The organism is Gordonia hongkongensis (assembly GCF_023078355.1).
GTDB classification, from domain to species: domain Bacteria; phylum Actinomycetota; class Actinomycetes; order Mycobacteriales; family Mycobacteriaceae; genus Gordonia; species Gordonia hongkongensis.
Genome location: NZ_CP095552.1, coordinates 3,746,086 through 3,770,496, shown reverse-complemented (window position 1 = coordinate 3,770,496; position 24,411 = coordinate 3,746,086). Strand labels below are relative to the sequence as shown.

The 24,411-nt window shown below is 67.5% G+C and carries 26 protein-coding genes, 1 other RNA gene and 1 pseudogene; 16 read left to right on the top strand and 12 right to left on the bottom strand.

Going from position 1 to position 24,411, the window contains the following annotated elements:
• The first annotated feature begins 24 nt into the window (after positions 1-24).
• The 4 genes from MVF96_RS17235 to crcB are packed head-to-tail and all read left to right on the top strand — an operon-like array spanning position 25 to position 3,236.
• A complete protein-coding gene (locus MVF96_RS17235; protein ID WP_247449832.1) occupies positions 25-1,905 on the top strand; it encodes a propionyl-CoA synthetase in 1,881 nt (626 codons plus the stop codon).
• 4 nt (positions 1,906-1,909) lie between these two features.
• Complete coding sequence (locus MVF96_RS17230; RefSeq protein WP_247449830.1) at positions 1,910-2,392, top strand: DUF6790 family protein; 483 nt, start codon at positions 1,910-1,912, stop codon at positions 2,390-2,392.
• Between the two features lie 14 nt (positions 2,393-2,406).
• On the top strand, positions 2,407-2,871 hold the full coding sequence (locus MVF96_RS17225) for a fluoride efflux transporter FluC (RefSeq protein WP_247449829.1): 465 nt from the start codon (positions 2,407-2,409) through the stop codon (positions 2,869-2,871).
• Positions 2,868-3,236: a fluoride efflux transporter CrcB gene (gene crcB, locus MVF96_RS17220; RefSeq protein WP_247449828.1), complete on the top strand. Its 369-nt coding sequence runs from the start codon at positions 2,868-2,870 to the stop codon at positions 3,234-3,236. The genes MVF96_RS17225 and crcB overlap by 4 nt, the downstream gene beginning before the upstream one ends.
• 73 nt (positions 3,237-3,309) lie before the next feature.
• Here crcB and MVF96_RS17215 read toward each other — a convergent pair whose 3' ends face one another.
• Complete coding sequence (locus MVF96_RS17215) at positions 3,310-4,533, bottom strand: acyl-CoA dehydrogenase family protein (RefSeq protein ID WP_068971866.1); 1,224 nt, start codon at positions 4,531-4,533, stop codon at positions 3,310-3,312.
• A 33-nt stretch (positions 4,534-4,566) separates the two neighbouring features.
• Positions 4,567-5,937, bottom strand: a complete 1,371-nt coding sequence (locus MVF96_RS17210; protein WP_247449827.1) for an acyl-CoA dehydrogenase family protein — start codon at positions 5,935-5,937, stop codon at positions 4,567-4,569.
• 179 nt (positions 5,938-6,116) lie between these two features.
• On the opposite strand from MVF96_RS17210, the gene MVF96_RS17205 reads away from it, so the two are divergent.
• Positions 6,117-6,575: a DUF2752 domain-containing protein gene (locus MVF96_RS17205; RefSeq protein WP_247449826.1), complete on the top strand. Its 459-nt coding sequence runs from the start codon at positions 6,117-6,119 to the stop codon at positions 6,573-6,575.
• A gap of 17 nt (positions 6,576-6,592) precedes the next feature.
• Positions 6,593-7,252, top strand: a complete 660-nt coding sequence (locus MVF96_RS17200) for an MBL fold metallo-hydrolase (protein WP_247449825.1) — start codon at positions 6,593-6,595, stop codon at positions 7,250-7,252.
• A 112-nt stretch (positions 7,253-7,364) separates the two neighbouring features.
• On the opposite strand, the gene hisN is transcribed toward MVF96_RS17200, so the two are convergent.
• Complete coding sequence (hisN, locus tag MVF96_RS17195; RefSeq protein WP_247449823.1) at positions 7,365-8,177, bottom strand: histidinol-phosphatase; 813 nt, start codon at positions 8,175-8,177, stop codon at positions 7,365-7,367.
• Between the two features lie 19 nt (positions 8,178-8,196).
• Here hisN and MVF96_RS17190 point away from each other — a divergent pair, with 19 nt between their 5' ends.
• The 7 genes and pseudogenes from MVF96_RS17190 to smpB all read left to right on the top strand — a co-directional run bounded on the left by MVF96_RS17190 (position 8,197) and on the right by smpB (position 13,655).
• Positions 8,197-8,589: a hypothetical protein gene (locus MVF96_RS17190; protein ID WP_159371254.1), complete on the top strand. Its 393-nt coding sequence runs from the start codon at positions 8,197-8,199 to the stop codon at positions 8,587-8,589.
• Positions 8,590-8,635: 46 nt separating this feature from the next.
• Positions 8,636-9,751 (top strand): peptide chain release factor 2, encoded by a 1,116-nt coding sequence (gene prfB, locus MVF96_RS17185; RefSeq protein WP_068971868.1) that lies wholly within the window; start codon positions 8,636-8,638, stop codon positions 9,749-9,751.
• Positions 9,748-10,706 (top strand): annotated as a pseudogene (locus MVF96_RS17180) (mechanosensitive ion channel family protein). The gene prfB and the pseudogene MVF96_RS17180 overlap by 4 nt, the downstream one beginning before the upstream one ends.
• Complete coding sequence (locus tag MVF96_RS17175) at positions 10,706-11,347, top strand: Rv3103c transmembrane domain-containing protein (RefSeq protein ID WP_247449822.1); 642 nt, start codon at positions 10,706-10,708, stop codon at positions 11,345-11,347. The pseudogene MVF96_RS17180 and the gene MVF96_RS17175 overlap by 1 nt, the downstream one beginning before the upstream one ends.
• 91 nt (positions 11,348-11,438) lie before the next feature.
• On the top strand, positions 11,439-12,125 hold the full coding sequence (gene ftsE / locus MVF96_RS17170; RefSeq protein ID WP_058253667.1) for a cell division ATP-binding protein FtsE: 687 nt from the start codon (positions 11,439-11,441) through the stop codon (positions 12,123-12,125).
• Between the two features lie 54 nt (positions 12,126-12,179).
• Entirely contained in the window at positions 12,180-13,088 is a 909-nt protein-coding gene (gene ftsX / locus MVF96_RS17165; RefSeq protein ID WP_247449821.1) for a permease-like cell division protein FtsX, read from the top strand.
• Positions 13,089-13,178: 90 nt separating this feature from the next.
• Positions 13,179-13,655, top strand: coding sequence for an SsrA-binding protein SmpB (smpB, locus tag MVF96_RS17160; protein ID WP_058253665.1), 477 nt, complete (start codon positions 13,179-13,181; stop codon positions 13,653-13,655).
• Position 13,656: 1 nt separating this feature from the next.
• Here the strand turns inward: smpB and MVF96_RS17155 are convergent, their stop codons facing one another.
• A complete protein-coding gene (locus MVF96_RS17155) occupies positions 13,657-14,193 on the bottom strand; it encodes a hypothetical protein (RefSeq protein WP_247449820.1) in 537 nt (178 codons plus the stop codon).
• A 144-nt stretch (positions 14,194-14,337) separates the two neighbouring features.
• The gene (locus MVF96_RS17150; RefSeq protein ID WP_247449819.1) at positions 14,338-14,694 is read right to left on the bottom strand and encodes a hypothetical protein; all 357 of its coding nucleotides are present in this window, start codon (positions 14,692-14,694) and stop codon (positions 14,338-14,340) included.
• A gap of 145 nt (positions 14,695-14,839) precedes the next feature.
• On the opposite strand from MVF96_RS17150, the gene MVF96_RS17145 reads away from it, so the two are divergent.
• Positions 14,840-15,421, top strand: coding sequence for a TetR/AcrR family transcriptional regulator (locus MVF96_RS17145; RefSeq protein WP_247449817.1), 582 nt, complete (start codon positions 14,840-14,842; stop codon positions 15,419-15,421).
• 62 nt (positions 15,422-15,483) lie between these two features.
• Positions 15,484-15,857: a transfer-messenger RNA gene (ssrA, locus tag MVF96_RS17140) on the top strand.
• A gap of 49 nt (positions 15,858-15,906) precedes the next feature.
• On the opposite strand, the gene MVF96_RS17135 is transcribed toward ssrA, so the two are convergent.
• The 7 genes from MVF96_RS17135 to MVF96_RS17105 all read right to left on the bottom strand — a co-directional run bounded on the left by MVF96_RS17135 (position 15,907) and on the right by MVF96_RS17105 (position 22,440).
• On the bottom strand, positions 15,907-16,785 hold the full coding sequence (locus MVF96_RS17135; protein ID WP_247449816.1) for a metal ABC transporter permease: 879 nt from the start codon (positions 16,783-16,785) through the stop codon (positions 15,907-15,909).
• A complete protein-coding gene (locus tag MVF96_RS17130) occupies positions 16,782-17,588 on the bottom strand; it encodes a metal ABC transporter ATP-binding protein (RefSeq protein ID WP_247449815.1) in 807 nt (268 codons plus the stop codon). Before MVF96_RS17130 ends, MVF96_RS17135 begins: the two co-directional genes overlap by 4 nt.
• Entirely contained in the window at positions 17,585-18,508 is a 924-nt protein-coding gene (locus tag MVF96_RS17125; protein ID WP_247449814.1) for a metal ABC transporter substrate-binding protein, read from the bottom strand. Before MVF96_RS17125 ends, MVF96_RS17130 begins: the two co-directional genes overlap by 4 nt.
• A 65-nt stretch (positions 18,509-18,573) precedes the next feature.
• Complete coding sequence (locus MVF96_RS17120; protein ID WP_247449813.1) at positions 18,574-19,215, bottom strand: class I SAM-dependent DNA methyltransferase; 642 nt, start codon at positions 19,213-19,215, stop codon at positions 18,574-18,576.
• Positions 19,212-20,348: an ABC transporter permease gene (locus MVF96_RS17115; RefSeq protein WP_247449811.1), complete on the bottom strand. Its 1,137-nt coding sequence runs from the start codon at positions 20,346-20,348 to the stop codon at positions 19,212-19,214. Before MVF96_RS17115 ends, MVF96_RS17120 begins: the two co-directional genes overlap by 4 nt.
• The gene (locus MVF96_RS17110) at positions 20,345-21,184 is read right to left on the bottom strand and encodes an ABC transporter ATP-binding protein (RefSeq protein WP_247449810.1); all 840 of its coding nucleotides are present in this window, start codon (positions 21,182-21,184) and stop codon (positions 20,345-20,347) included. The genes MVF96_RS17115 and MVF96_RS17110 overlap by 4 nt, the downstream gene beginning before the upstream one ends.
• 20 nt (positions 21,185-21,204) lie before the next feature.
• Positions 21,205-22,440, bottom strand: a complete 1,236-nt coding sequence (locus MVF96_RS17105) for a CaiB/BaiF CoA transferase family protein (protein ID WP_247449808.1) — start codon at positions 22,438-22,440, stop codon at positions 21,205-21,207.
• Positions 22,441-22,627: 187 nt separating this feature from the next.
• Here MVF96_RS17105 and MVF96_RS17100 point away from each other — a divergent pair, with 187 nt between their 5' ends.
• Complete coding sequence (locus MVF96_RS17100) at positions 22,628-24,409, top strand: long-chain-acyl-CoA synthetase (protein WP_247449807.1); 1,782 nt, start codon at positions 22,628-22,630, stop codon at positions 24,407-24,409.
• Positions 24,410-24,411 lie beyond the last annotated feature (2 nt).

Below are 24,411 nucleotides of genomic sequence, written 5' to 3'. Positions count from 1 at the left end.
ACCGACGACGGCGAAGGGATGGCCATGGGCCGGTACATCGAAGCGTTCACACGAGCAGCCGACGATCGGGAGGCGTTCTGGCTCGACGCCGCCACCGGCGTCGAATGGATCACCCCACCCACCTCCGCACTCGACGACTCGGCCGCCCCGCTCTACCGCTGGTTCCCGGACGCGACGCTGAACACCTGCGCCAACGCCCTTGATCGCCATGTGTCGGCGGGACACGGCGACCGGACCGCGCTGATCTGGGACTCGGCGATGGTGGGCGAGGTCCGTCGGTACTCCTACGCCGAACTGCTCGACGAGGTCTCACGATTCGCCGGTGTCCTCACCGAGCAGGGGATCGGTTACGGCGATCGCGTGGTGATCTACATGCCGATGATCCCCGAGGCGGCCGTCGCGATGCTGGCGTGCGCGCGGATCGGCGCGGTGCACTCGGTGGTCTTCGGCGGTTTCGCCGCTCGTGAGCTCGCGACCCGTATCGACGACGCCGAGCCCGTCGCCGTCCTCACCGCCTCAGGCGGTCTGGAACCGGGCCGGGTCGTCGAGTATCTGCCGATGGTGGCCAAGGCCATCGAGTTGTCGGCGACGCCCCCGCGCGTCGTCATCGTCAAGGACCGTCCCGAGATCGGCGGTGTCGCAGCGGATCACGAGGGTTGGCTCGACTGGGACGACGTGCTCGCCGGTGCCGATCCGGTCGAGCCGGTTCCGGTCGAGGCCACGGACCCGCTGTACATCCTCTACACCTCGGGGACCACCGGGAAGCCCAAGGGCGTCGTCCGCGACAACGGCGGGCATGCGGTGGCCCTGACATGGTCGATGGCGAACATCTACGACATCTCTGCCGGCGACGTGTGGTGGACCGCCTCGGATGTGGGGTGGGTCGTCGGACACTCCTACATCGTGTACGGGCCCCTCCTCGTCGGAGCGACATCGGTGATGTACGAGGGAAAGCCGGTCGGTACCCCGGACGCGGGCGCGTTCTGGCGTGTCATCGGTGAACACGGGGTGAAGGCGTTGTTCACCGCACCCACCGCGATCCGCGCCATCCGCAAGGCGGACCCGGACGCCACCGAACTGAGCAGGTACGACGTGTCCTCGCTCGAGACGTTGTTCGCGGCGGGCGAGCGACTCGACCCGGACACTTTCACGTGGGCCTCGGAGGTGCTCGGTGTCCCGGTCGTGGACCACTGGTGGCAGACCGAGACCGGTTGGGCGATCGCGGCGAATCTCCGTGGGCTGGAGCCGATGCCGATCAAGGCGGGCTCGCCGACGGTCCCCGTTCCCGGCTACCGCGTGGGCGTCGTCGACGCCGAGGGCAATTCGCTGGACCCGGGCGAGGAGGGCAACATCGTCATCGGTCTGCCGCTGCCGCCCGGAACCCTCGCCGGGTTGTGGCGCGACGAGGAGCGGTACCGCAAGTCGTATCTGTCGGCGTTCGACGGCTTCTACCTGACCGGTGACTCCGGCTACGTCGATGCCGACGGTTACGTGTTCGTTCTCGGCCGGTCCGACGACGTGATCAACGTTGCCGGACACCGGCTCTCGACGGGCAGTATCGAGGCGGTGGTGGCGTCGCACCCGGCGGTGGCCGAGTGCGCGGTCATCGGCATCCACGACGAACTGAAGGGCCAGCGTCCCAGCGGGTACGTGGTGCTCAAGTCCGGCGTCGACATCGACGCCGAGACTCTGCGCACCGAACTCGTGGCCATGGTGCGCGACGAGATCGGGGCCGTCGCGACGTTCCGCGACGTGACGGTGGTGCCGGCGCTGCCGAAGACACGGTCGGGCAAGATCCTCCGAAAGACCATGCGACAGATCGCCGACCACGAGGAGTACACCGTGCCCTCCACCATCGAGGACCCCGATGTCCTGACCGCGCTGGCCGCACAACTCGAGGGCTGAGTCGATGCTCGATGGTGTGCTTCGCACCGCGATCCGGCTGGTGCCGTTCGTCGGGCTGGTCGGCGCGATCATCACCACGATCGTCGACGTGTCGACCCCGGGTGGTGACCTGGGCCGGGATCTGCTCGAGAACTCCGTGTTGTGGATGATCGGTGTCCAGGGATGGATGACCGGGTGCGGCCACATGTTCTTCGGCGAGCCGATCGCCGAGTCGATCGGGTGGCCCCCGAAGACGCCGTGGCAATGGGAGGTCGGGCTCGCCAGCCTGGCGACGGGTGTCTTGGGCGTGATCGCATCGGGTTTCGGTGACGAGTTCACCCTTGCCACCATCATCGCGTTCTCGGTGTTCTACCTGGGCGCCGCGGTCGGGCACGTACGGGAGATGGTGACCCGGCGTAATTTCAAGGCGGGCAACGCCGGTCCCATCTTCTTCTTCGACGTGCTGGTACCGATCTACCTGATCGTGTTGTACGTGTCGGTCACGTAGCGGAGACTTGGCGCGTGCACCGAGACGAGCACCGCGAACTCCCGGTCGATCCGGACGAACGCCCTGTGCACCTGCGTGTGCAGGCCGTCGCCTGGGTGTTCGCCGGCGGGATTCTCGGCACCGGGCTCCGGCTGTGGGCCGAGAACTCGTTCCCGGCCGTCGAAGGGCAGTGGCCCTGGGCCACTTTCGGGGTGAACGTCGCCGGCGCGTTCGTGCTGGGAGCGTTGCTCGAGTTGCTGATGCGTTCGGGACCCGACGACGGATGGCGCCAGCGCATCCGTCTCTTCGGCGGCACCGGCATCTGTGGGGCGCTGACCACCTACAGCACCTTCGCGCTGGAGATCACCGAACTGACACGGGCTTCGGCGGTCGTGACCGCAACCATGTATGCGGTGCTGAGCGTGGTGCTGGGGGTTCTCGCGGCGGGTTGCGGGATCGGAGTCGCATCGACGATCGCCGGGCGGAGGGAACGGTCGTGATCGCGTTCGCCGTGATGGTGGCGGGAGCGCTCGGTGCCGTCACCCGGTTCGTCGTCGACGGAGCGATTCGACGCCGATGGCCGTCGACGACGCCCTGGGGCACCTTCGCGATCAACGTCAGCGGGTCGGCACTGTTGGGTGTGCTCGCCGGTCTCGTCGTCTTCCACGGGGCGCCGCACGACTGGCAACTGGTCTTCGGGACCGGATTCTGCGGTGGCTACACGACTTTCAGCACGGCTGCGTTCGAGACGGTGCGGCTGGGGCAGCAGAAGGACAGGTGGCGGTCCGCCGCGTACGCCGTCGGAACGCTGGTCGCGTCGGTGTTCGCGTGTGCGGCCGCCGTGTGGGTCGTGTGGCTCGTCTGATCGCCGGCCCACGAACGACTCGGCCCCGCGACGGAAGCTCCGTCGCGGGGCCGAGAGGCGTTGTGTCAGATGATCACTTGAGTTCGGCGCTGCTCTTGTTCAGCACCCGCCGGGCGATGATCAGATTCTGGATCTGCTGCGTCCCCTCGAAGATGTCGAGGATCTTGGAGTCGCGCGCCCACTTTTCCACCAGCAACCGCTCCGAGTAGCCGAGGGTGCCGGTGAGTTCGACGACCTTGTTGGTGACGTCGGTGGCGGTGCGGCCCGCCTTCGCCTTGGACATCGACGCCTCGGTCGAGTTCGGCTGTTTGTTGTCGGCCATCCAGGCGGCCCGCATGGTGTGCAGGTACGCGGCCTCGAAATCAGCCTCCATGCGCAGGAATTCGGCAGCGGCGGCGTGCTGGTCGGCGGCAGGCCGATCGTAGTCGACCTCGATGCCGGCCTCGTCGAGAATCGCGCGCAGTTCCTCGAGCGCGGCACGGGTCACGCCGACGGCCATGCCGGCCACCAGCGGGCGGGTGTTGTCGAAGGTCTGCATGACCCCGCCGAAGCCCTTCTTGGTGTCGACCTCGGGTGAGCCGAGCAGGTTCTCCTTCGGGATCCGGCAGTTCTCGAAGCGGATCGCCGCGGTGTCGGAAACCTTGATACCGAGCTTGTGCTCGAGGCGTTCGACGGTGACACCCGGATGGGTACGGGGCACCACGAAGCTCTTGATGGCGGCGCGGCCGGCGCTCTTGTCGACGGTCGCCCAGACGACGATGTGGGTGGCGCGCGATCCCGCTGTCACGTAGATCTTCTCGCCGTTGATGACGTATTCGTCACCGTCGAGGGTGGCGGTGGTCGACACGGCGGCCGAATCGGAGCCGAAGCCGGGCTCGGTGATGGCCATGGCCGCCCACACCTTGCCGAAGCGCTCGAGCTGCTCATCGGTCGCCACCGCGGCGATCGCCGAGTTCCCCAGTCCCTGATAGGGAATCGAGAGCATGAGGCCGACATCGCCCCAGGAGGTCTCCATCACGTTGACGACGGACTGCATGTTGCCGCCGTTGACCACGGCGCCCTCGGCCTTGGGCTTGTCTTTCTTCTGTTGGCTACGTCCGCCGTCGGCGCCCGCACCGGCCTGTCCGGTCTCGGACAGACCGTCGTACAGGCTGGCGAGGGTGTCGAGCTCGACGGGGTAGTCGTGCTCGCGCAGGTCGTACTTGCGCGAGATGGGCCGGAAGATCTCCGCGGCCGCCTGATGGGCCTGGTCGACGGTGACGCGCAGCTTCTTCGGGAGTTCGAGATTGATGCTCATGAGAGGTTCTTTCGCTACGTTCGCAAAACGCGGTCAGAGGACGACGATGCCTTCGCCGATGCCGGCACCGCGGAGATCGCGGTACCAGCGCTCGACGGGGTGTTCCTTGGTGAAGCCGTGGCCGCCGAGCAGCTGGACGCCGTCGAGGCCGATCTGCAGCCCCTTGTCGATGGTCAGCTTGCGCGCCAGTGCGGCTTCGCGGGCAAAGGACAGACCCTGCTCGGCGCGCGCGGCACCGCGCAGCGTGACGAGGCGGATCGAGTCGACCTCGGTCGCCATCGTGGCGACCATGAAGGCCACCGCCTGACGGTTGGAGATCGGCTCGCCGAACGCCTCGCGCTCGTTCACATAGGGGATGACGTAGTCGAGGACGGCGCGTGCGGTGCCCGCGGCCAGCGCCGACCAGCCCAGCCGGGACAGGCGAACGACGTCGCGGTACGCCGACGTCGCGGCGTCGGCCTCGCCGCCGATGATGGCGGTCGCCGGGACGGCGACGTCCTGCAGCAGCAGACGACCCATGCCCGCGGCGCGCACGCCCATGCCCGGGTCGGCCTCGACGATCAGACCCTTCGTGTCGGATTCGACGATGAAGAGGGCCGGCTTGCCGTCGAGCTGGGCGCCGACGATGAACAGTTCCGACGAGCCGGCGGCCGGGACGAAGGACTTGACACCATTGAGACGGAACCCGCTCGGCACGCGAGTTGCCTTGGTGCTCAACGAGAAGGCGTCGAACAGCGGACGCGGCTCGGCGATGACGACCGCGGACTGGGGCACGTTCTCCCCGGCGAAGTCGGGCAGGTAGGTGCGCTGCTGCTCGTCGGTACCGAAGTTGGTCAGGGTGGTGGCCACGCCACTCGGCGCGAGGAGCGGAAGCGCCAGGCCCATGTCGCCGTAGGCCATCGCCTCGGCGACGAGCGCGTTGGTGACGACCCCGCGCTCGGAGGCGGCGCCCTCGAACTCCTCGGGGACGTTGATCATGGTGATGCCGAGCTCGGCAGACCGCTTGACCAGGTCTTCGGGGGCCGCCGCGGCGGCGTCGGCGTCGTGTGCGGCCGGACGCAGGAGCTCGGTGGCGAACTCCTTCACCGTCTCGGCGATCATCTGCTGTTCGTCGTCGGGGGTGAGGTTGAAGTAGTCCTTGGGCGTGCTGGTGAGACGCTTGGCCTGGCCGGAGCCGCCGCCCTGAGCGGCCTTGAACGCGCGGTTCGCCGCCCCGAGGGTCTGGAATCCGGTCTTGGTGCCCTGGTAGGCGATGCGGTTGATCGGTTCGCGGATCTTGTACTTCTCGGCGAACTCGGAGCCCGTCACCGTGGTCAGGACGCGCATCGCGGTGCCGATGAAGTTGCGCGGGTGCGGGTTGCGGCCGACTGCGGAGGTGTCGCGCGGTTCGGTGTGGGTTGTCATGATCACCAGCCGTTTCTTTCCAGTCGCCCTGGTGGGGGTCTGTGCGTGGATCCACGTGTGGGTGGAGGGTCGATGCGACCTATCTTACTCGGTAGTAAGTCCATACCTTACTTCGGAGTAAGAAGTTTGTCACGCACTTGCCCGACACCACCGTTCCGCACACCCGCTACGCTGGCCGCATGACCCTCGATCACCGCCGCGAACAGGGCTTATCGGGCACCCAGGTGGTGGGGGCGACGACCGTCGCGGTGGTCGGTGCCGCCGCGCTCGGCGCCGCGTGTGTGTTCAGTCCGGCTGGTGTGGAGAGCGGACCGCCGCTGTGTCCGTTCGCGGTGATGACCGGCCTTCCGTGTCCCGGCTGCGGACTCACCCGGAGCTGGGTTGCGTTCATGCACGGCGACGTCGGGTCCGCGTTCACGTTCAACGCCTTCGGACCGGTGTTCCTGGTGCTGACCGCGGTGACCGTCGTCGTGGCAGCGGCCACCCTCGTGCGCCGGCGCGGGGCACCGCTCGCCGGCTGGCGCGACCGCGTGCTCGGACCCGTCGGTGCCGTACTGCTGGGCGTGTGGCTGACCTACGGCTTCGTGCGCATCCTCGACGCCGCATTCGGGTGGGGGTTCTTCCCGGTCGTCGTGTGAACGGGCAGAGTGGAGTCATGCAGATCACCCACTTCGGCCATTCCTGTCTGCTCGTCGAGATCGACGGGACCAAGGTGCTGTTCGACCCGGGAAACTTCTCCCACGGGTTCGACGGCATCGACGATCTCGACGCGATTCTGGTCACCCACCAGCATCCCGACCACTGCGACGTCGCGAAGCTGCCCGACCTCGTCGCCGCGAACCCCGGCGCGATCCTCTACGCCGATCCCCAGACGACCAAGCAGCTCAACGACGACGACGTGGCCGGCGCGTGGACGGCCGCCCGCAGCGGGGACCAGATCGAGATCGGTTCGCTCACCGCGCGTTTCACCGGCGGCCGGCATGCCGTCATCCATCCCGAGATCCCGGTCATCGACAACGTCGCCTATGTCCTCGGGACCGCCGACCAGCCGGGGCAATTCATGCATCCGGGGGACTCGTTCTACATCCCGTTCGAGCATGTCGATGTCCTCGCGCTGCCGTCGGCCGCGCCGTGGATGAAACTCAGCGAATCGGTCGACTACCTGCGGGCGATGGCGCCCCGCGTCGCCGTCCCCATCCACCAGGCGGTCCTGTCCGATGCCGGCAGCGGTATCCACTACGGGCGACTCGCGGACATGAAGGACAACGCGACCGAGTTCACGGTGCTGGAGAAGGAGAGCGCCACACAAGTGTGAGTGGCCGGGAGGTGGCTTCGACTCGGTTCGTCGCTGCGCTCCTCACCGGCTCAACCAGCGGGGGGCTTGCGAGCTGGCTCCCTCCGGTCCCTGAGGAGCGAGCTCGCGAGCGTCACGAAGGGTCGACGCGCAGCGCCCCCAGCACCTCGTCGTGCAGCAGTCCGTTGCTGGCGATCGCACTGCCGCCGGCGGGTCCGGGCGTGCCGTCGAGGGCGGTGAAGCGTCCGCCTGCCTCGCGGACCAGGATGTCGAGCGGCGCCAGGTCCCACAGCGAGACCTCGGGTTCGGCGGTCACGTCGACCGCACCTTCGGCGACGAGACAGTAGTTGAAGAAGTCGCCGTAGCCGCGTACGCGCCACACCCGGTCGGTGAGGTCGATGAACTTCCCGCGGATGCCGCGATCGGCCCAGCCGGACAGGCTCGAGAACGCGAGGCTCGCCGACCCTAGATCGGCCACCCCGGACACCGACAGGCGTCGGACGTCCTCGTCGTCGAAACGCACGTGCGCACCGAGACCTGTTGCCGCCCACCAGCGTCGGCGAAGTGCCGGTGCCGAGACAACCCCGACCGTGGGTACGCCGTCGATGAGGAGTGCGATCAGCGTGGCCCATACCGGGACGCCGCGGACGAAGTTCTTGGTCCCGTCGATGGGATCGACGACCCACTGCCGCCCGGAGAGCACGGCGTCGCCGCCGAACTCCTCACCGAGCACGGTGTCGGCAGGGCGACGGGCCGAAAGGCGTTCGCGGATCAGGGTTTCGCACGCCAGGTCGGCATCGGACACCGGTGTGAGATCCGGCTTGTCGTCCACCTTCAGATCCACGGCGCCGAAGCGGTCCATGGTGAGCGCGTCGGCGGAGTCGGCGAGGGAGAGCGCGAGCTCGAGGTCATCGCTGAACGTCGTCGGACCGGGAGGGACGGACATGCCCGGTAGGGTAGCTGTCATGTTGCTGACCGTGACGTTCACCCTGTTGATCGCGGCTCTCGTGGTGGTGCTGGTGGTGCAGTGGCAGCGCGGCCGCAACCCGCAGCCGATGTCGGCGGCCAAGGCCTCCCAGTTCGTGCAGGGCACGTTCACGGTCGTCGGGGTCTCCGACCGCGACGACGAGCCGACCAAGAGCGCGGCCGACAAGGACGGAAACCGGTTCTGCACCATCTCCGGGACGATCGTCGGTCCCGAGACCAGTCCGACCGAGGTGTACGGGACGCTCGTACTGGGCGCGGGCGACCCCTGGCCCCAGGTCGGCGACGATCTGCCGGTCCTCTACAAACCGCAGAAGGCCGCGACGTCGTGGCGGTTCGGGGTGATGCCCGAAGCCGGTCCCGGCCCTCTGTAGATCCGCCGGCCGCTGACGCGCCCGACTGTCGGTACTCTGGATAACCGTGCATCCCGACGTGACCGCAGACCTCGACTCCCTCGACGCCACCTTGACCACCGTGGAGAAGGTGCTCGATCTCGAGGAGCTGCGTCGTCGTATAGACGAACTCGAGATGCAGGCGTCGGACCCGGACCTGTGGAACGACCAGGACCACGCCCAGAAGGTGACCAGCGAGCTCTCGCACGCGCAGTCGGAGTTCCGCAAGGTCTCCGAGTTGCGCCAGCGCCTCGAGGATCTACCCGTGCTCTACGAGCTCGCCGAGGCCGAAGAGGGTGACGACAAGACGGCTGCGCTGGCCGACGCCGACGCCGAACGTGAGAGCCTGCGGACCGACATCGAGGCGATGGAGGTCAAGACGATGCTCGCCGGCGAGTACGACTCGCGCGACGCCGTCGTGAACATCCGCTCCGGCGCGGGCGGCGTCGACGCGGCGGACTGGGCGCAGATGCTGATGCGCATGTACATTCGCTGGGCCGAGCAGAAGGGCTACGGCGTCGAGGTCTACGACACCTCCTACGCCGAAGAAGCGGGCCTCAAGAGCGCGACCTTCGCGGTGAAGGCCCCGTACATGTACGGCACGCTGTCGGTCGAGCAGGGCACCCACCGGCTCGTGCGTATCAGCCCGTTCGACAACCAGAGCCGCCGTCAGACATCGTTCGCCGAGGTCGAGGTGCTGCCCGTGGTGGAGACCACCGACCACATCGACGTCGATGAGAACGACATCAAGGTCGACGTGTACCGCTCGTCGGGCCCCGGCGGGCAGTCGGTCAACACGACCGACTCCGCGGTCCGGCTGACCCACATCCCCACCGGCATCGTCGTGACCTGTCAGAACGAGAAGAGTCAGCTGCAGAACAAGGCGTCGGCCATGCGCGTGCTGCAGGCCAAGCTGCTCGACCGCAAGCGGCAGGAGGAGCGCGCCGAACTCGACGCACTGAAGGGTGACGGTGGTTCGAGCTGGGGCAACCAGATGCGCTCCTACGTGCTGCACCCGTATCAGATGGTGAAGGACCTGCGGACCGGCGTCGAGGACAACAATCCGACGTCGGTGCTCGACGGGGAGCTGGACAAGTTCATCGAGGCCGGGATCCGCTGGCGGATGGCGACCGCCGAAGCGTGATCGCCTCACCCGCCGCCTTCGTGCTGGCCGCTGAGCCGAGCCCGACCGAGCTGCTCCTCGGTCGGGTCTACGTCTGGCTGGTCACCAGTGGGCTGGAGATCGTAATCTGGATTCTGGGCGCGGTCCTGCTGGCCCGCCTGATCCGCTGGTTCGCCGACAAGTACGCCTCGCGCGTCGATTCGCGGTTCTCGACCAGCGATCTCATCGTGCAGACCGAAGACGCCAAGCATCGTCGGGCGCTGGTCGACGTCGTCGCCTGGACGCTGATCGTGGTGATCGCGATCATCGTGATCATCCACACGCTGTCGGTGTTCGGAATCCCGTTGAGCGGGTTGACCGGTCCGACCGCCGTGATCGGGGCTGCCCTCGGCTTCGGCGCGCAGCGCATCGTGCAGGACATCCTCGCCGGGTTCTTCGTGGTCGCCGAGAAGCAGTACGGCTACGGCGACGTGGTCAACCTGACCGTCACGGGCAATGCGCCGGCCGAGGGGACCGTGGAAGACGTGACCCTGCGGGTGACCAAGCTGCGTACCGCGGAAGGTGAGGTCATCACCGTCCCGAACGGTCAGATCGTCAAGGCGACCAACCTGTCGAAGGACTGGGCACGCGCCGTCGTCGACGTGCCGGTCCCGTCCGAGGCCGACATCGGGCTCGTCAACGACACCCTCGACCGGGTCGGCCGGGAGTTCTACGCGCGCTGCCGCGATGGCAAGATCTGCTGCTTGACGCGCCGTCGTCGCTCGGGGTCATCAGCCTCGAGCTCGACGCGATCACGGTGCGCATGGTGACCCGGACACTGCCGGGCAAGCAGTTCGAGGTCGGGCGTGCGCTGCGCGTCCACATCATCCGGGCGTTGGCGCGGGAGGGGATCAACGTGCCCGCCCGCGAGGTCCGTTCCGCGGGCGGACCACCCGCCACGCACGCCGACCAGGGCAATCGGGACGGGGGAGACTGATGGCGGACTCGAACATCCCGGGACACAACACGCCTGGCCGCGACGGGCCCGGCAAACACTCCGGCCGACCCGTCCCCGGCGCGGACGACCCGACACAGATCATCCCGACGCAGGGGATTCCCGCGCAGGGGGCTCCCACGCAGGGGGCTCCCACGCAGAGCGACCCCATTCAGGGTGATCCCACCCAGAGCATCCCCCCGCAGGACCCGCCACCGCAGGAGTCGCCGGACCGCTCCGACGACAGGCGGCGGCGGTTCGACTGGGGGCACGTGGCGCGGACCCGGATCCGGACCAGCACCGCGATTCTCGTCGCCGTGTTCCTGGCGTGCTGCGTGCTCTACGGGTACACCTCGCAGCGCTACGGCGTCGTCGCACCGGCACCAGCTCGGCCCGCCCCGACGACATCGCAGACGGTGGAGCCGACGTACGAGGCGCCGCCGTCCACGTCGTCGACGACGACCACCACCGAATCGTCGACCACCGACACCACCGGTGGCGTCGACGGAACCGAGGGCTCGTCGACGGACGGGACACAGACGCAGACCCCGAGCACCAGCCGCGACACCATCCCGGGACTGCCGGGCCTCCCGTTCCCGAATTTCGGCGGACAGACGCCGACCACCACGGTCCCGACACGCTGACCCGGCGGGGAACTCCCTGGTCAGGCGGGTGGCTGAGCTGGGGCGTCGCGCCTGAACGCACTCTCAGGAGTCGTCGTTACACTGGCACATCGTGATCAAGCTGGAGAACGTCACGATGCAGTACAAGGCGTCCAGTCGACCCGCTCTGCGAGATCTGAGCTTCGAGGTCGACAAGGGGGAGTTCGCGTTCCTGATCGGTCCGTCGGGATCGGGTAAGTCGACGTTCTTCCGTCTGCTCCTCAAGGAGGACCGCCCGACGAGCGGCGAGGTGTACCTCGGGGAGTTCCACGTCAACCGACTGAAGGCGCGCAGCGTGCCGAAGCTGCGGCAGTCGATCGGGTGTGTGTTCCAGGACTTTCGTCTGCTCCAGAAGAAGACGGTGGCCGAGAATGTCGCGTTCGCGCTCGAGGTGATCGGCCGGCCTCGCTCCACCATCCAGCGGGTGGTGCCGGAGGTGCTCGAGTACGTCGGCCTCGAAGGCAAGCACGATCGCATGCCGAACGAGTTGTCCGGCGGCGAGATGCAGCGCGTGGCCATCGCCCGCGCCATCGTGAACCGTCCGCTGGTGCTCCTGGCCGACGAGCCCACCGGCAACCTCGATCCCGAGACCAGCGAGGAGATCGTCGACGTCCTCGACCGGGTCAACCGCCGCGGCACCACGGTGGTGATGGCCACCCACGACCGCCACATCGTCGACGCAATGCGACGACGGGTTCTCGAGTTCGACAGCGGCCAACTCGTCCGCAACGACCCGCAGGGTGTGTACGGAATCGGCTGACGCGCAGCCCGACCCGACACACTTCCCCGAGACCCAAGGACTGTCTGAGCAGACATGCGAGCGAATTTCATCATCAGCGAGGTTCTCCACGGACTCCGCCGCAACGCGACCATGACCATCGCGATGATCATCACCACCGCGATCACGCTGGGAATGTTCGGCGGTGGGCTCCTGGTGATCCAGATGGCGGACAAGAGTCAGCAGATCTTCCTCGACCGGGTGGAGATGGAGTTCTATCTCAATCCCGAGGTGACCGAACGTGATCCGCAGTGCGAGTCCGACCCGTGCGCCCAACTTCGCCGCGGGCTCGATAACGAACCCGGCGTCACCTCGGTGACCTACCTCGACAAGGACGAGGCCTTCAAACGCGCGAAGGAGATCTTCGCGAACAACCCCGATCTCGCCGAGAACATCGTCGAGGGCACGTTGCCGGCCTCGCTGCGTGTGCGGGTGTCCGATCCCGGCCAGTTCGACGCGGTGCTCACCAAGTACGCGACGCGGAAAGATCTGGGGGTGGACGCCTTCAAGGACGACCGTAAGCTCGTGCAGCGGATCTTCAGCGTCCTCGACGGCGTCCGCAACGCGACCTTCGCCATCGCTTCGGTCCTGGCGATCGCCGCCATCCTGTTGATCATCAACACGGTTCAGGTCGCGGCGTTCACCAGACGGACCGAGGTGTCGATCATGCGCCTCGTCGGCGCGACCCGCTGGTACACCCAGTTACCGTTCCTACTCGAGGCGGTGGTGTCGGCCTTTGTCGGCTCGATGCTGGCCATCGGCGGTCTGCTGCTGGCCAAGAAGTTCTTCTTCGACAACGCGTTACGCGAGTTGTACGGGGTCAGCTTCTTCGCCCGGATCGAGCTGACCGACGTACTGTTCGTCGCACCGTGGCTGGTGCTCGGCGGAATTGTGTTGGCGGGTGCGACCGCGTATGTCACGCTTCGTGTCTATGTCCGGGAATGATCGGTCCGTCCGGGCGGTTCGGATTGTCGGCGATCAGCAACCGGTCGGTCACCAACAGGGCGATCGACCACACTACGAGGAGGTGAGTGCATGCCGAAGGAAAAGGGACGCAATGTGATCGCGTCCAACCGCAAGGCGCGGCACAACTACGCCATCCTCGACGTCTACGAGGCCGGCGTCGTCCTGGTCGGAACCGAGGTGAAAAGCCTGCGGGCGGGCAAGGCCTCGCTGGTCGACGCGTTCGCGACGATCGACGACGGCGAGGTGTGGCTTCATGCCCTGCACATCGCCGAGTACGGCAACGGCTCCTGGACCAACCACTCGGTCCGCCGCAAGCGCAAACTGCTGATGCACCGACGCGAGATCGACAACCTCGTCGGCAAGATCCGCGACGGCAACCTCACGCTGGTGCCGCTGTCGATGTACTTCAACGACGGCAAGGTGAAGGTCGAGCTCGCGCTGGCCCGCGGCAAGCAGGCGCACGACAAGCGCCAGGACATCGCCAAGCGGACCGCCCAGCGTGAGGTCGAACGTGAGGTCGGCCGCCGCGTGAAGGGCATGGGCTGACTCACGCGCCGGTGTCGGCCTGACCCTGTTGCTCAGTCGGCGTTCCCGGCGACGTGTTCGGTCCGTTTTGGTTGTCGGACTCGGAGCCGCTCTCGCCGTCCTGGTTCTGTCGGCCCGGCAGGCCGCCCATCCCGGGCCCACCCATCTGCGGTCCACCCATCTGAGGACCACCGCCCATTCCGGGCCCGTTGCCGCTCTGCTGCCAGACCGCTGCCGGCGACGGCCGCTCGGGCGTCGTGTTGTCCCCGGTGATGTAGCCGGCGCCGAAGCCGAGTGCGCCCGCGACGATGGCCAGCCCGGCTGCACCGGCGATCAGGGCCGACCGGGCCGGTGCGGTCTTCGGGGCCACCGGGCTCGGTTCGCCGACCGGGCCGCGTGAATCGGGTGAGTTGCCCGCGCCGATGGACTCGTGGGAGTTCGCTCCCGGGGTCGGCGCCGGGCCGATGGGCGTGGTCGCGGCGTCGTCGGATGTCGTGGGTGCCGGCGGGGCCGGGGAGGTGCGGTCGGGGTCGTGTCCGCCAGGGGTCGGGGGCGTCATGCGGTCTCGCTCTCGTCGGTCGGCCGAGTCCGTCCTCGGCTCACGAGGTCTCCACGATCCCGGCGGTGTCTTGGCCAGGCCTGGCGGTGGGCTGTGAATGAGCTGGCAGCTCGGCGACTCCGCCGTTCGCGCGGGTCGTCGGGGTCACGCGGCGCGATCTGAACCGGTCCACTCCGTCCGGTGCATGGTCGACACGTCGGCTCTGGGTCGATAGGTGTGCTCGTAGCGCTCGATGTCGGTTCGTCGGAGGAGTGGTGTCAGTGGATCGGCGGACACGATGTCGCCGCCGGAGATCCGCGACCGGCGGCTGAGCTTTGATTGATGCCGGAAGCACGCGACAGACGTGATCAGGAAGACGGCCATGGCGGCGCCGAACGGCCATGCGGGCGCGGCGATGCCGCCGGCCAGTGCCATCACGAACAACCCGAGGAACAGAAATCCGAGAAGCAGGATCAGATATCCGGTGAAAGCCACAGATGTCGATCGAGTTGTGTTTCGCATAGAAGAGTCCTTTCGCTGGGTGGTCCCGACCCAGATCGCTACAGTCAGTGTATCGCTACGCTACGTGTAGCGTTTCGTGGCGCGGTAGTATTCCTGCCAACGGTCGGAATCGGGATCGGCGAGGGAAACGTGAGGTGACCACGACGTGGCAGGCGGCAGCGGCCCGAAGATCGTCCGTTCGACCCTGGAGCTGCTCCGGATCCGCGGACCGGCCGGGGTCACGATCGAGAGCGTGGCAGCGCATTCCGGGGTGGCGCGTACGACGATCTATCGCCGCTACCGCAACCGGAACGAGATGCTCGGCGCAGCCCTGCTCGACGTCGCCGTCGTCGAGCCGCCTGATGCGGACCTTCCCGCAGAGGCCCGGCTGCGCTGGGTGGTGAGCCATGCGGCGTCGATGGTGCTCGACGGAATCGGTTTCGGTGGCATGGCGGCTTTGCTGACCGATTCCGATCCCGAGTTCGGCGTGCTCTTCCGGCAGGTCCTGGCGCGGCACCGTGCAGAACTCCGGGAGGTCCTCGACGCGGGGAAGCGGCAAGGTCAGTTCGCGGCGTCGATGGAGCCGGACACGCTGGTCGACGGCATCGTCGGGGCGCTTGTCGCCGAGCGCGCCCGCACCGGACTTGTCGCCGACGACTGGGAGGACCGAACTGTCAGTGCCTTCTCACCCATGGTCTTCGCGGCGGACAGTGACCGCCGTCAGACGGCTTCGGGGAAACGGGAATGAACTCTGCGGAACGAGTTGTTAGACTGAAGTGCTCGCTGACATCCGTCGGCGGCAACCTACTCGGGGCTGATCGGTTTCGACTTCGTGCGTCGAGATAGGGGAAGCGTGTCGGTGCAGGCTGGAGACCACCGTGAGCGTCGCAGCAACCAATTAAGCGCCGATTCCAATCAGCGCGACTACGCCCTCGCTGCCTAAGTAGCGCCGGCTAGTCTGTCGGCCCGGGTTATGCTCCCAGACCCGGTTGCCGGCATCATCCATGGGAGCTCACCGTCCTCGCCGGTCGCGGGTGAGGTCGGAACACCAAACAGCGACTGGGATCGTCATCTCGGCTTGTTCGCGTGACCGAGAGATCCGAGTAGAGACATAGCGGACTGCACACGGAGAAGCCCTAACAACACGACGGAGGACCCGGGTTCAATTCCCGGCAGCTCCACAAAGGCGCCCCACCGGATTCGGTGGGGCGCCTTTTGTTTCGCGCCGGCCGGCTACCCGGTACTCAGCGCGTCGAGCGTCGCGCTCTCGCGATGTTTGCGTCGCCTGGTGACGACGCCGTGGGTCGGGCTGAACAGGTAGACACCGAAGAACGCGATGCCTTGGACGAGGACGACCATCCCGCCGGGTGAGGTGTCCTGGTAGTAGGAGACGTAGAGGCCGATGACCCCGCAGATCGCCGAGATCGCGGGCGCGATGACCAGCATCCGGCCGAAACGATCGGTGAGCAGTCGGGCCGTCGCGCCGGGGATGATGAGCATCGCGACCACGAGTACGATGCCGACCACCTGCAGCGCGGTGACCGCGGTGAGGGCGAGCAGCGCGAGTAGGGCCGCGCCGAGCAGTTTCGGGCTGAGTCCGATCGCGAAGGCGTGCGTGCGGTCGAAGGCGTAGAGGGTGAAATCGCGTCGTTTGAGGAGCAGCAGCGTCGCCACGATCGCGCCCAGGATCGCGATCTGCACGAGGTCCGTGGTCGAGACGCCCAGTAGATTGCCGAAGATGATGTGGTTCAGGTCGGTCTGGCTCGGCGTCACCGAGATCAGCACCAGGCCGAAGGCGAAGAGGGTGGTGAAGACGATGCCGATGGCGGCGTCCTCCTTCACCCGGCCGCCGTCGCGGACAGCGCCGATCAGTGCCACCGCCAGGAAGCCGAAGATCACCGCGCCGATGGCGAACGGCACGCCGACGATGTAGGCGAGGACCACGCCCGGCAGCACCGCGTGCGAGACCGCGTCACCCATCAGCGACCAGCCGATCAGCACGAGCCAGCACGACAACAGCGCACACACGACCGAGGCGATCAGCGTCGTCCACAGCGCGCGCGTCATGAACGCGTAGGCGAACGGGTCGAGGAGGATGTCGACGATGTTCACGAGACCTCCTCGTGGCGATCGGTGGTGAGGCGTTCGGACTCGAGGCGTTCGGAGGTCGGTCGGGCGAGCGGGTCGAGGCCGAACGCGCGGACGAGGTTGTCGGTGGTGATCACCTCGGCCGGCGCGCCCTGCGCGATCACGCGGCGCATCAGCAGGATCGCCTCGTCGGCCAGCTCGGGTAGCACCTGCAGGTCGTGCGTGGACACCAGGATCGTCGTCCCGGCGTCGGCGAGTTCGCGCAGCAGCGCGGTGATGGTCCCCTCGGTGCGTTTGTCGACGCCGGCGAACGGTTCGTCGAGCAGCAGGATCTCGGCCTCCTGCGCGATCCCGCGGGCCACGAAGGCCCGCTTGCGCTGCCCGCCGGACAACTGGCCGATCTGGCGGTCGGCGAAGTCGGTGAGCTCGACGCGTGCGAGGGCTTCGTCGACGGCGTCGTGGTCGGCCCGTTTCGGGCGGCGCGTGAATCCGAGGTGCCCGTAGCGACCCGTCATCACGACGTCACGGACCGACACCGGGAAGCTCCAGTCGATGTCCTCGGATTGCGGTACGTAACCGAGCGCGCCGGCTCGACGCGCCGCGGTGGGGGTCCGGCCGCCGAGCCGGACCGTGCCGGTCGTCGGCGTCACCGACCCGACGATCGTCTTGAACAGCGTCGACTTGCCCGATCCGTTCATGCCGACGAGGCCGCACACCTGGCCGGACGGCACTCGTACCGACGCGTGGTCGAGGGCGAGGATGTCGCCGTACCGTACGGTCACGTCCGTCACCTCGATGGCGGAGCCGCTTGTCGCTGAGACGTTCACGTGTTGCTCCCGGTCAGGCCCGACAAGATGGTCGCGACGTCGTGGCGGATGAGGTCGAGATAGGTGGGTACGGGGCCGTCGGCCTCGGAGAGCGAGTCGACGTACAGGGTGCCGCCGAACCGGGCGTCGGTCGCGTTCACGACTTGTCGCATCGGGGCGTCGGAGACCGTGGACTCGCAGAACACGCCCGGGACACGGTTCGCCCGGACGAAGTCGATCGTCTCGGCGACCTGTTGCGGCGTCGCCTGCTGCTCGGCGTTGACCGGCCAGATGTAGCGCTCGACGAGTCCGGCGTCGCGGGCGAGATACGAGAACGCGCCCTCGCAGGTGACGAGGGCCCGCTCGTTGGCGGGTAGTCCGGCGAGTGCGGAGGTGAGATCGGTCTGTACCTGCTGGAGCTGCCGCTTGTACGCGGTCGCGTTCGATTCGAAGGTGGCGGCGCCGTCGGGGTCGAGCTCGGTGAACGCGCGCACCATGTTGTCGACATAGATCTGCACATTCACCGGACTCATCCACGCATGCGGATTCGGCTTGCCCGCATAGGCATCCGACGCGATGTCGATCGGTTCGACACCCTCGCTGACGACGACGTGCCGGACATCTAGGCCGTCGACGAACTGTGCGAACCAGGCCTCGAGGTTGAGACCGTTGTCGAGGACGAGCGACGCGGTCGCGGCCCGGCGGATGTCGCCGGGAGTCGGCTCGTAGCCGTGGATCTCGGCTCCCGGCTTGGTGATCGACTCCACCTGCAGACGGTCGCCGGCGACCTCCGAGGCGATGTCGGCGAGCACGGTGAACGTGGTGAGCACGACCTTCTCGTCGGGCAGCCGACTCGACAGCGTGCATCCTGCGAGGATCGTGCACACGGCAGCAAGCAGTGCCCCGACGGTGACGAACCGGCGACGCACGAGCTTGGGCATGCCGACACTATAGTTTCGGTTCACCGAACTTTCTAGTTCGGGGGCTAATGTGCCCGGGAGCGGCGTCATCGGCGTATCGCGAGGAGATGGAACTCGGCGAAGCGGTGGGTGTCGTCGGCACGCTTCACCGTGCGCCACTCCTCGTCGAAACCAGCGTCGGCCAGGACCGCCGCCATCCGATCCGGGTGCCAACGCCAGGCGGGCGCCACCCGATGATCGAATTCGACGATCTCGTCGGTGTCGATCGTCTGCCCGGCGACCAGCACGACGCCGCCGGTGGGCATCCGAGCGGCCCAGCCGTCGAGAATGCCGGGAACGGATGCGGGTGCCACATGGATCAGGCTGAAGCGCGCCACGATTGCAGCGACGTCCATGTCGTCGAGCTCCGTCGAGGTCAAATGTGCGTCGTCGAGAACGAAGCGAAGGTCGGCATGCGACGATCTCGCGATCCGCAGCATCTCGGCGCTCGGGTCGACGCCGAGGACATCGAGACCGGCGGAGGCCAATTCCGCCGTCACACCGCCCGGTCCGCAACCCACGTCCAGCACGGTCCCGGGGATCCCGCTCCCGCGAACGTGGTCGACGAAGGACTCGATCACGCGGCGCTGCAGCGCGTTCGAGAACGGCGAGGGGAATGTCGCGGCGTACAGGTCGGCGAGGGCGTCGTAACCGGGCTGGTACCCGGCAGAGTCGTCGCCGGCACTCATGCGATCCGGACTCCGCGCGGCAGCTTTCCCGCAGGGATCCGCAGACGACGTGCCGCGGCAACGTATCCGAGTCCGCCGAGCGCCAGATAGATCCCCAGGCCGACGTACCACGAGTGGCCCATCTCGGACGTCTCATGTGCTGCTTCACGGGCGCGATGGCCGGTGGGGTCGCTCCCGTCGCTGTAACCGTAGGAGATGTCGGCACATGTCCGCGGGCCGATGTACGGACCCGCCCGGACTGCCGACAGGGTCCGTGCGATCTCCTGGGCTGCCGTGCTGTCGGAGGTCCTCATCGGGTGCTGCGGCGGCGAGGAGACGGCGTCGGCCACGATGAAGAACGGATTCGGGGCGAGGAGCCACCAGATGCGGTCGTGGTGGTGGAATTCCTCTCCTCGGGTGACCTCGCGACACGTCCAGATGGGCGTCGGGCTCGATGGGTCGGTCGCCGTCGTGTCGGTGCGTACCACCGAATGCGTCTGCGCGACTGTCGGATACAGCAGGCCGAACACCACCGGTAGGCCGAGCAGGAGGAAGAAGACGGCGGCTTGCGTCAGCACCGCGGACCCTGCCGGTCGCGCCGTCACCGCGGAGAACCCGAGTCCGATCCCCGCGTAGCACGCGAAGACGAGCGCAAGGACGACCGCGCCGAGCACTCCGCGCCAGATCGACTGGGGCGCTTCGATCAGTCCCCAGATCACGTACGGTGCGGCGACGGCGACCAAGGCCATCCCCGCCACCCAACTGCCGATGAGCTTGCCGAGTGCGAGTTGCCAATTGCTGATCGCGGTGTCCTGCACCACGGCCAGGGTCGCGTCCTTGCGGTCACCGTTGATCGTGGTCGCCGCCAGGGTCGGGGCCACGATGATCCCGAGTAGCAACAGGAATCCGATCAGGAGCCCGTACAGATTCGACGCCCACCCGGCGTAGGTGCCGCCGAATGCTCCGACGGCCAGGTACATCGATCCGAAGACGGCGAGGGAGGTCACGACGAACGCGGCGACGAGCGTGGCCTTCCATCTCGTCGTCCGTAGCCGTTGGCGGAGTTCGAGTTCGACGATGACCCCGACCATCCGCCACCACGACGAGAATCCGGCTCGCGGCGAGACATCTGCTTCGTGCGTCTCGGTGGTCATCGGCGCTCCGGGTCGAGTGCGAGGTAGGCATCTTCGATGCCGGAGGACACGGGAGCGAATTCGCTGACCGCCGCACCGGAGGACACCACCTGCGCGAGGTGCCGCGCGGCAGCGGACTCGTCGTCGAAGCGAACTTCCCGCGCCTGCCCGGGCGGCTGGCCGACGAGCCGGATCCGCCACACCCCGCCGGCCGCGCCTTGCGGTGTGCGGGTCCGGCCCTCGGTCATCAGCACGACGTCGTCGACCATCTCTTCCAGTTCGGAGAGGATGTGCGAGGACACCAGGATGGCGCACCCGTCGTCGGCGAGGCGGCGCAAGTGGCCGCGCAACTCCATCCGTGACCGCGGGTCCATTCCGGATGCCGGCTCGTCGAGCAGCAGAATCCGGGGTCGGTGCACCAGGGCTCGGGCGAAGCCGAGGCGCTGTTTCTGGCCGCGCGACAGCTCGTGCGCCGGCCGTGTCGCGAAGTCGGTCAGATGGACCGACTCGAGCAGTTGAGCGGCGCGTTGCCGGGCCTGGGTGGTGGGCATCCCATAGAGCTTGGCGAACGTCGTCAGGATCTCGTGCGCCGTGAGGCTCTCCCAGGTGCCGAAGATGTCCGGCATCCACCCCGTCAGTCGACGCATGTCCGCCGGCTTCACCGGCGCGTCGTCGACCAGGATCGCGCCGGTATCGGGGGCGAGTAGGCCCGCGAGAAGCAGGAGAAGGGTGGTCTTGCCCGCCCCGTTGGGGCCGACGAGCCCGGTGATCCTGCCGGATTTGAGTTCGAGGCTCGCATCGGCGACGGCTGTGTGCCGGCCGAAGGTGCGCGAGAGCCCGGTCGCGGCCAGTGACATGGCTCGACCGTAGCCGAGTGTCAGATGACCCCGGCCTCCCGCAACGCCGCGATCTCGTCTTCGGGCAGCCCGAGCAATCCGCCGTAGACGGCCTCGTTGTCGCAACCGGGGGCGGGGGGACCGGCGTTGCGGATGCCACCGGGGGTGTCGCTGAACTGTGGCACGACGCCGGGACCGAGGACGGTGCGGTGCGCACGTTCGTCGTAGTGTTCGGCGATCATCCCCCGTGCCTGCAGGTGCGGATCGGCGACCACCTCGGCGACCGAGTTCACCGGTCCGACAACGACTCCCGCGGCACCGAGTACCTCGGTCAGCTTCTCCGGTGTGTACTGCCGCGACCATTCGCCGATCAATTCGTCGAGCTCGTCCTGGTTGCGTCCGCGCGCGGCGTGATCGACGAAGCGGTCGTCGGTCGCGAGCTCGGGTTGTCCCATCGCCGCGCACAGCCGGGCGAACACCGAATCCTGGTTGGCGGCGATGATGACGTGCGTGCCCGCACTGGTCGGGTAGAGGTTCGACGGAGCGATGCCGTCGAGCCGGGTGCCCGACGGGCCGCGGACGACGCCACCTGCGTCGTAGTCCGCGATGGCCGATTCCTGCACGGCGACACACGATTCGATGAGCGAGGTGTCGACGACCTGCCCCTTGCCGGTCACCGCACGCCGGTACAGTGCCGCGAGGGCGCCCTGCGCGGCGAACATGCCGGCCAGGGTGTCGCCGAGTGACAGCGCCAGCCGGGGCGGGAGCTGTCCGGGGTAGCCGTTGAGATACCGCAGACCGCTGGCAGCCTCGGCGACGGAGGCGTACCCGGCTCGTGTCGAATCCGGGCCGGTCTGGCCGTAGCCCGAGACGCGCACCACGACGATGCCCGGGTTGCGAGCGGACAGTACATCCGGGCCGATACCGAGCCGCTCGAGCGTCCCGGGACGGAAATTCTCGACGATGATGTCGGCCCGTTCGACGAGATCGAGGAACAGCTCGCGCCCTCGGTCCGCCCGCAGATCGAGGGTCACCGCTTTCTTGTTGCGGCCGTGCACCGTCCAATAGAAGCGGTGACCGTCGACCTCCGCCTGTCCCCAGGTGCGGATCGGATCGGGCTTGCCGGGCGGTTCGATCTTGATGACGTCCGCGCCCATGTCACCCAACAGCCGTGCCGCGTGCGGTCCGGCGATGAGCGTGCCCAGTTCGAGGACGGTGACGCCGTCGAGCGGGCCGGCGGGACGGTCGCTCGTCGGTCTCGGCGAGGTGTCGGTCATCCAGACAGTGTGGCCGGTCACCCGGCGCGCGCCAAGGGTCGGCCCGGGTGGCCGGTGGATCGCGGTGCGGTCTCGCCTGCTGGCTCGACGCATTCGGAACGTTTGAAACAAAACACCCCCGATGTGTCAATGGGGACGAGCCGACGCTAGGGTGTGTGTCGTCGAACACACCGAAGGGCTGGGGAACATGGTTGATCACGCGTCGGGCACGGGACTGCTGCCGGACATCCGGCTGGCCGACATGGTGTCGGGAGTCGCGTCGTTGCGTCGTGACGCTGGCACGATCCTGCGGACCCTACCGGCGATGCTGCCCACACCGCCGACCACGAAGATGTCCATCGGCAAGCGGTTCCAGCAGAGTGCGCAGAAGTACCCCGACCGGGACTTCCTCCGGTTCGAGGGTGCGTCGATCACCTACCGCGAGGCCAATGCTCGGGCCAACCGGCTCGCGGATTTCCTCACTCGCGAGGGTGTCGGGCGCGGTGACGTGGTCGCGGTGCTCTCGCGAAACCACCCCGATGTCGTCATCGCGATGTTCGCGATCGTCAAGATCGGGGCGATCTGCGGAATGCTCAACTTCAACCAGCGCGGCGCGGTGCTGGAACACAGTCTCGGACTCATCGAGCCGAAAGTGGTTCTCTATCAGCATGATCTGCTGGAGGCGCTGGAATCGGTGCCGACCGGATGCCGGCCGGAGAAGGAGTTCACCTTCGCCGAACTCGCCACACTGACTGCGCGCTGCTCACCGCTCGACCGGCCGGTCACCGACTCGATCGAGGTCGGGTCGACCGCGATCTACATCTTCACCTCGGGCACAACGGGTTACCCGAAGGCGAGCAAGATGAGTCATTACCGCTGGCTGGTGGCGATGAACGGCATCGGCGGGCTGGGAATCCGTCTGCGCGGCGACGACGTCATGTACACGGCGTTGCCCTTCTACCACAACAACGCTCTCACGATCTCGGTCTCGTCGGTCCTCGCGTCGGGCGCCTGCCTTGCCATCGGCAAGCAGTTCTCGGCGTCGAAGTTCATCGACGAGATCATCGAGAACAACGCCACCGCGTTCGCCTACATCGGTGAGCTGTGCCGCTATCTGCTCGCGCAGCCGCCGAAGCCGACCGATCGCGCGCACCGCCTCCGGCTGGCCGTCGGCAACGGTCTGCGCCCGGACATCTGGGATGCCTTCACCGAGCGGTTCGGTATCGACCGCGTCGTCGAGTTGTATGCGGCGAGCGAGGCGAACATCGGTTTCATCAACGTCTTCGGCTTGTCCAAGACGGCCGGGTTCTCGCCGTTGCCGTACACGATCGTCGAATACGACGAGGAGACCGGCGAGCCGCTGCGCGGTCCAGACGGGCGGGTGCGGCCGGTCGGGAAGGGTGGCACCGGATTGCTTCTCGCGCAGATCAATTCACGGGTGCCGTTCGACGGTTACACCGACCCGGCCGCGACCGAACGCAAGATCGTCCGCGACGCGAAGCGCAAGGGCGACAAGTGGTTCAACAGCGGCGACGTCGTCCGCGATCAGGGCTTCTCGCACATCGGCTTCGTCGACCGCATCGGCGACACCTTCCGCTGGAAGGGCGAGAACGTGGCCACCACCGAGGTCGAGGCGGTGCTCGACGCGCACCCCGCCGTCGAGGAGGCGGTCGTGTTCGGTGTGCCCGTTCCGGGGGTCGACGGCAAGGCCGGCATGGCGGCGGTGAGCCTGCGCGACAGCGAGACCTTCGACGCCGACGGTCTCGCCCGACACGTTCGCGACGGTCTGCCCGCGTACGCCGTGCCGCTGTTCGTCCGGATCGTCGAGGCGCTGGAACACACCTCGACGTTCAAGAACATGCGCACCGAACTCCGCAAGCAGGCCTACGGGCAGACCGGCGACGATCCGCTCTACGTGCTCGTCGGGGAGAAATACGTCGAGTACTATCCGGAGTTCGTCGAGGAGTTGGCCGGCCGGCCGACGCGCTGAGG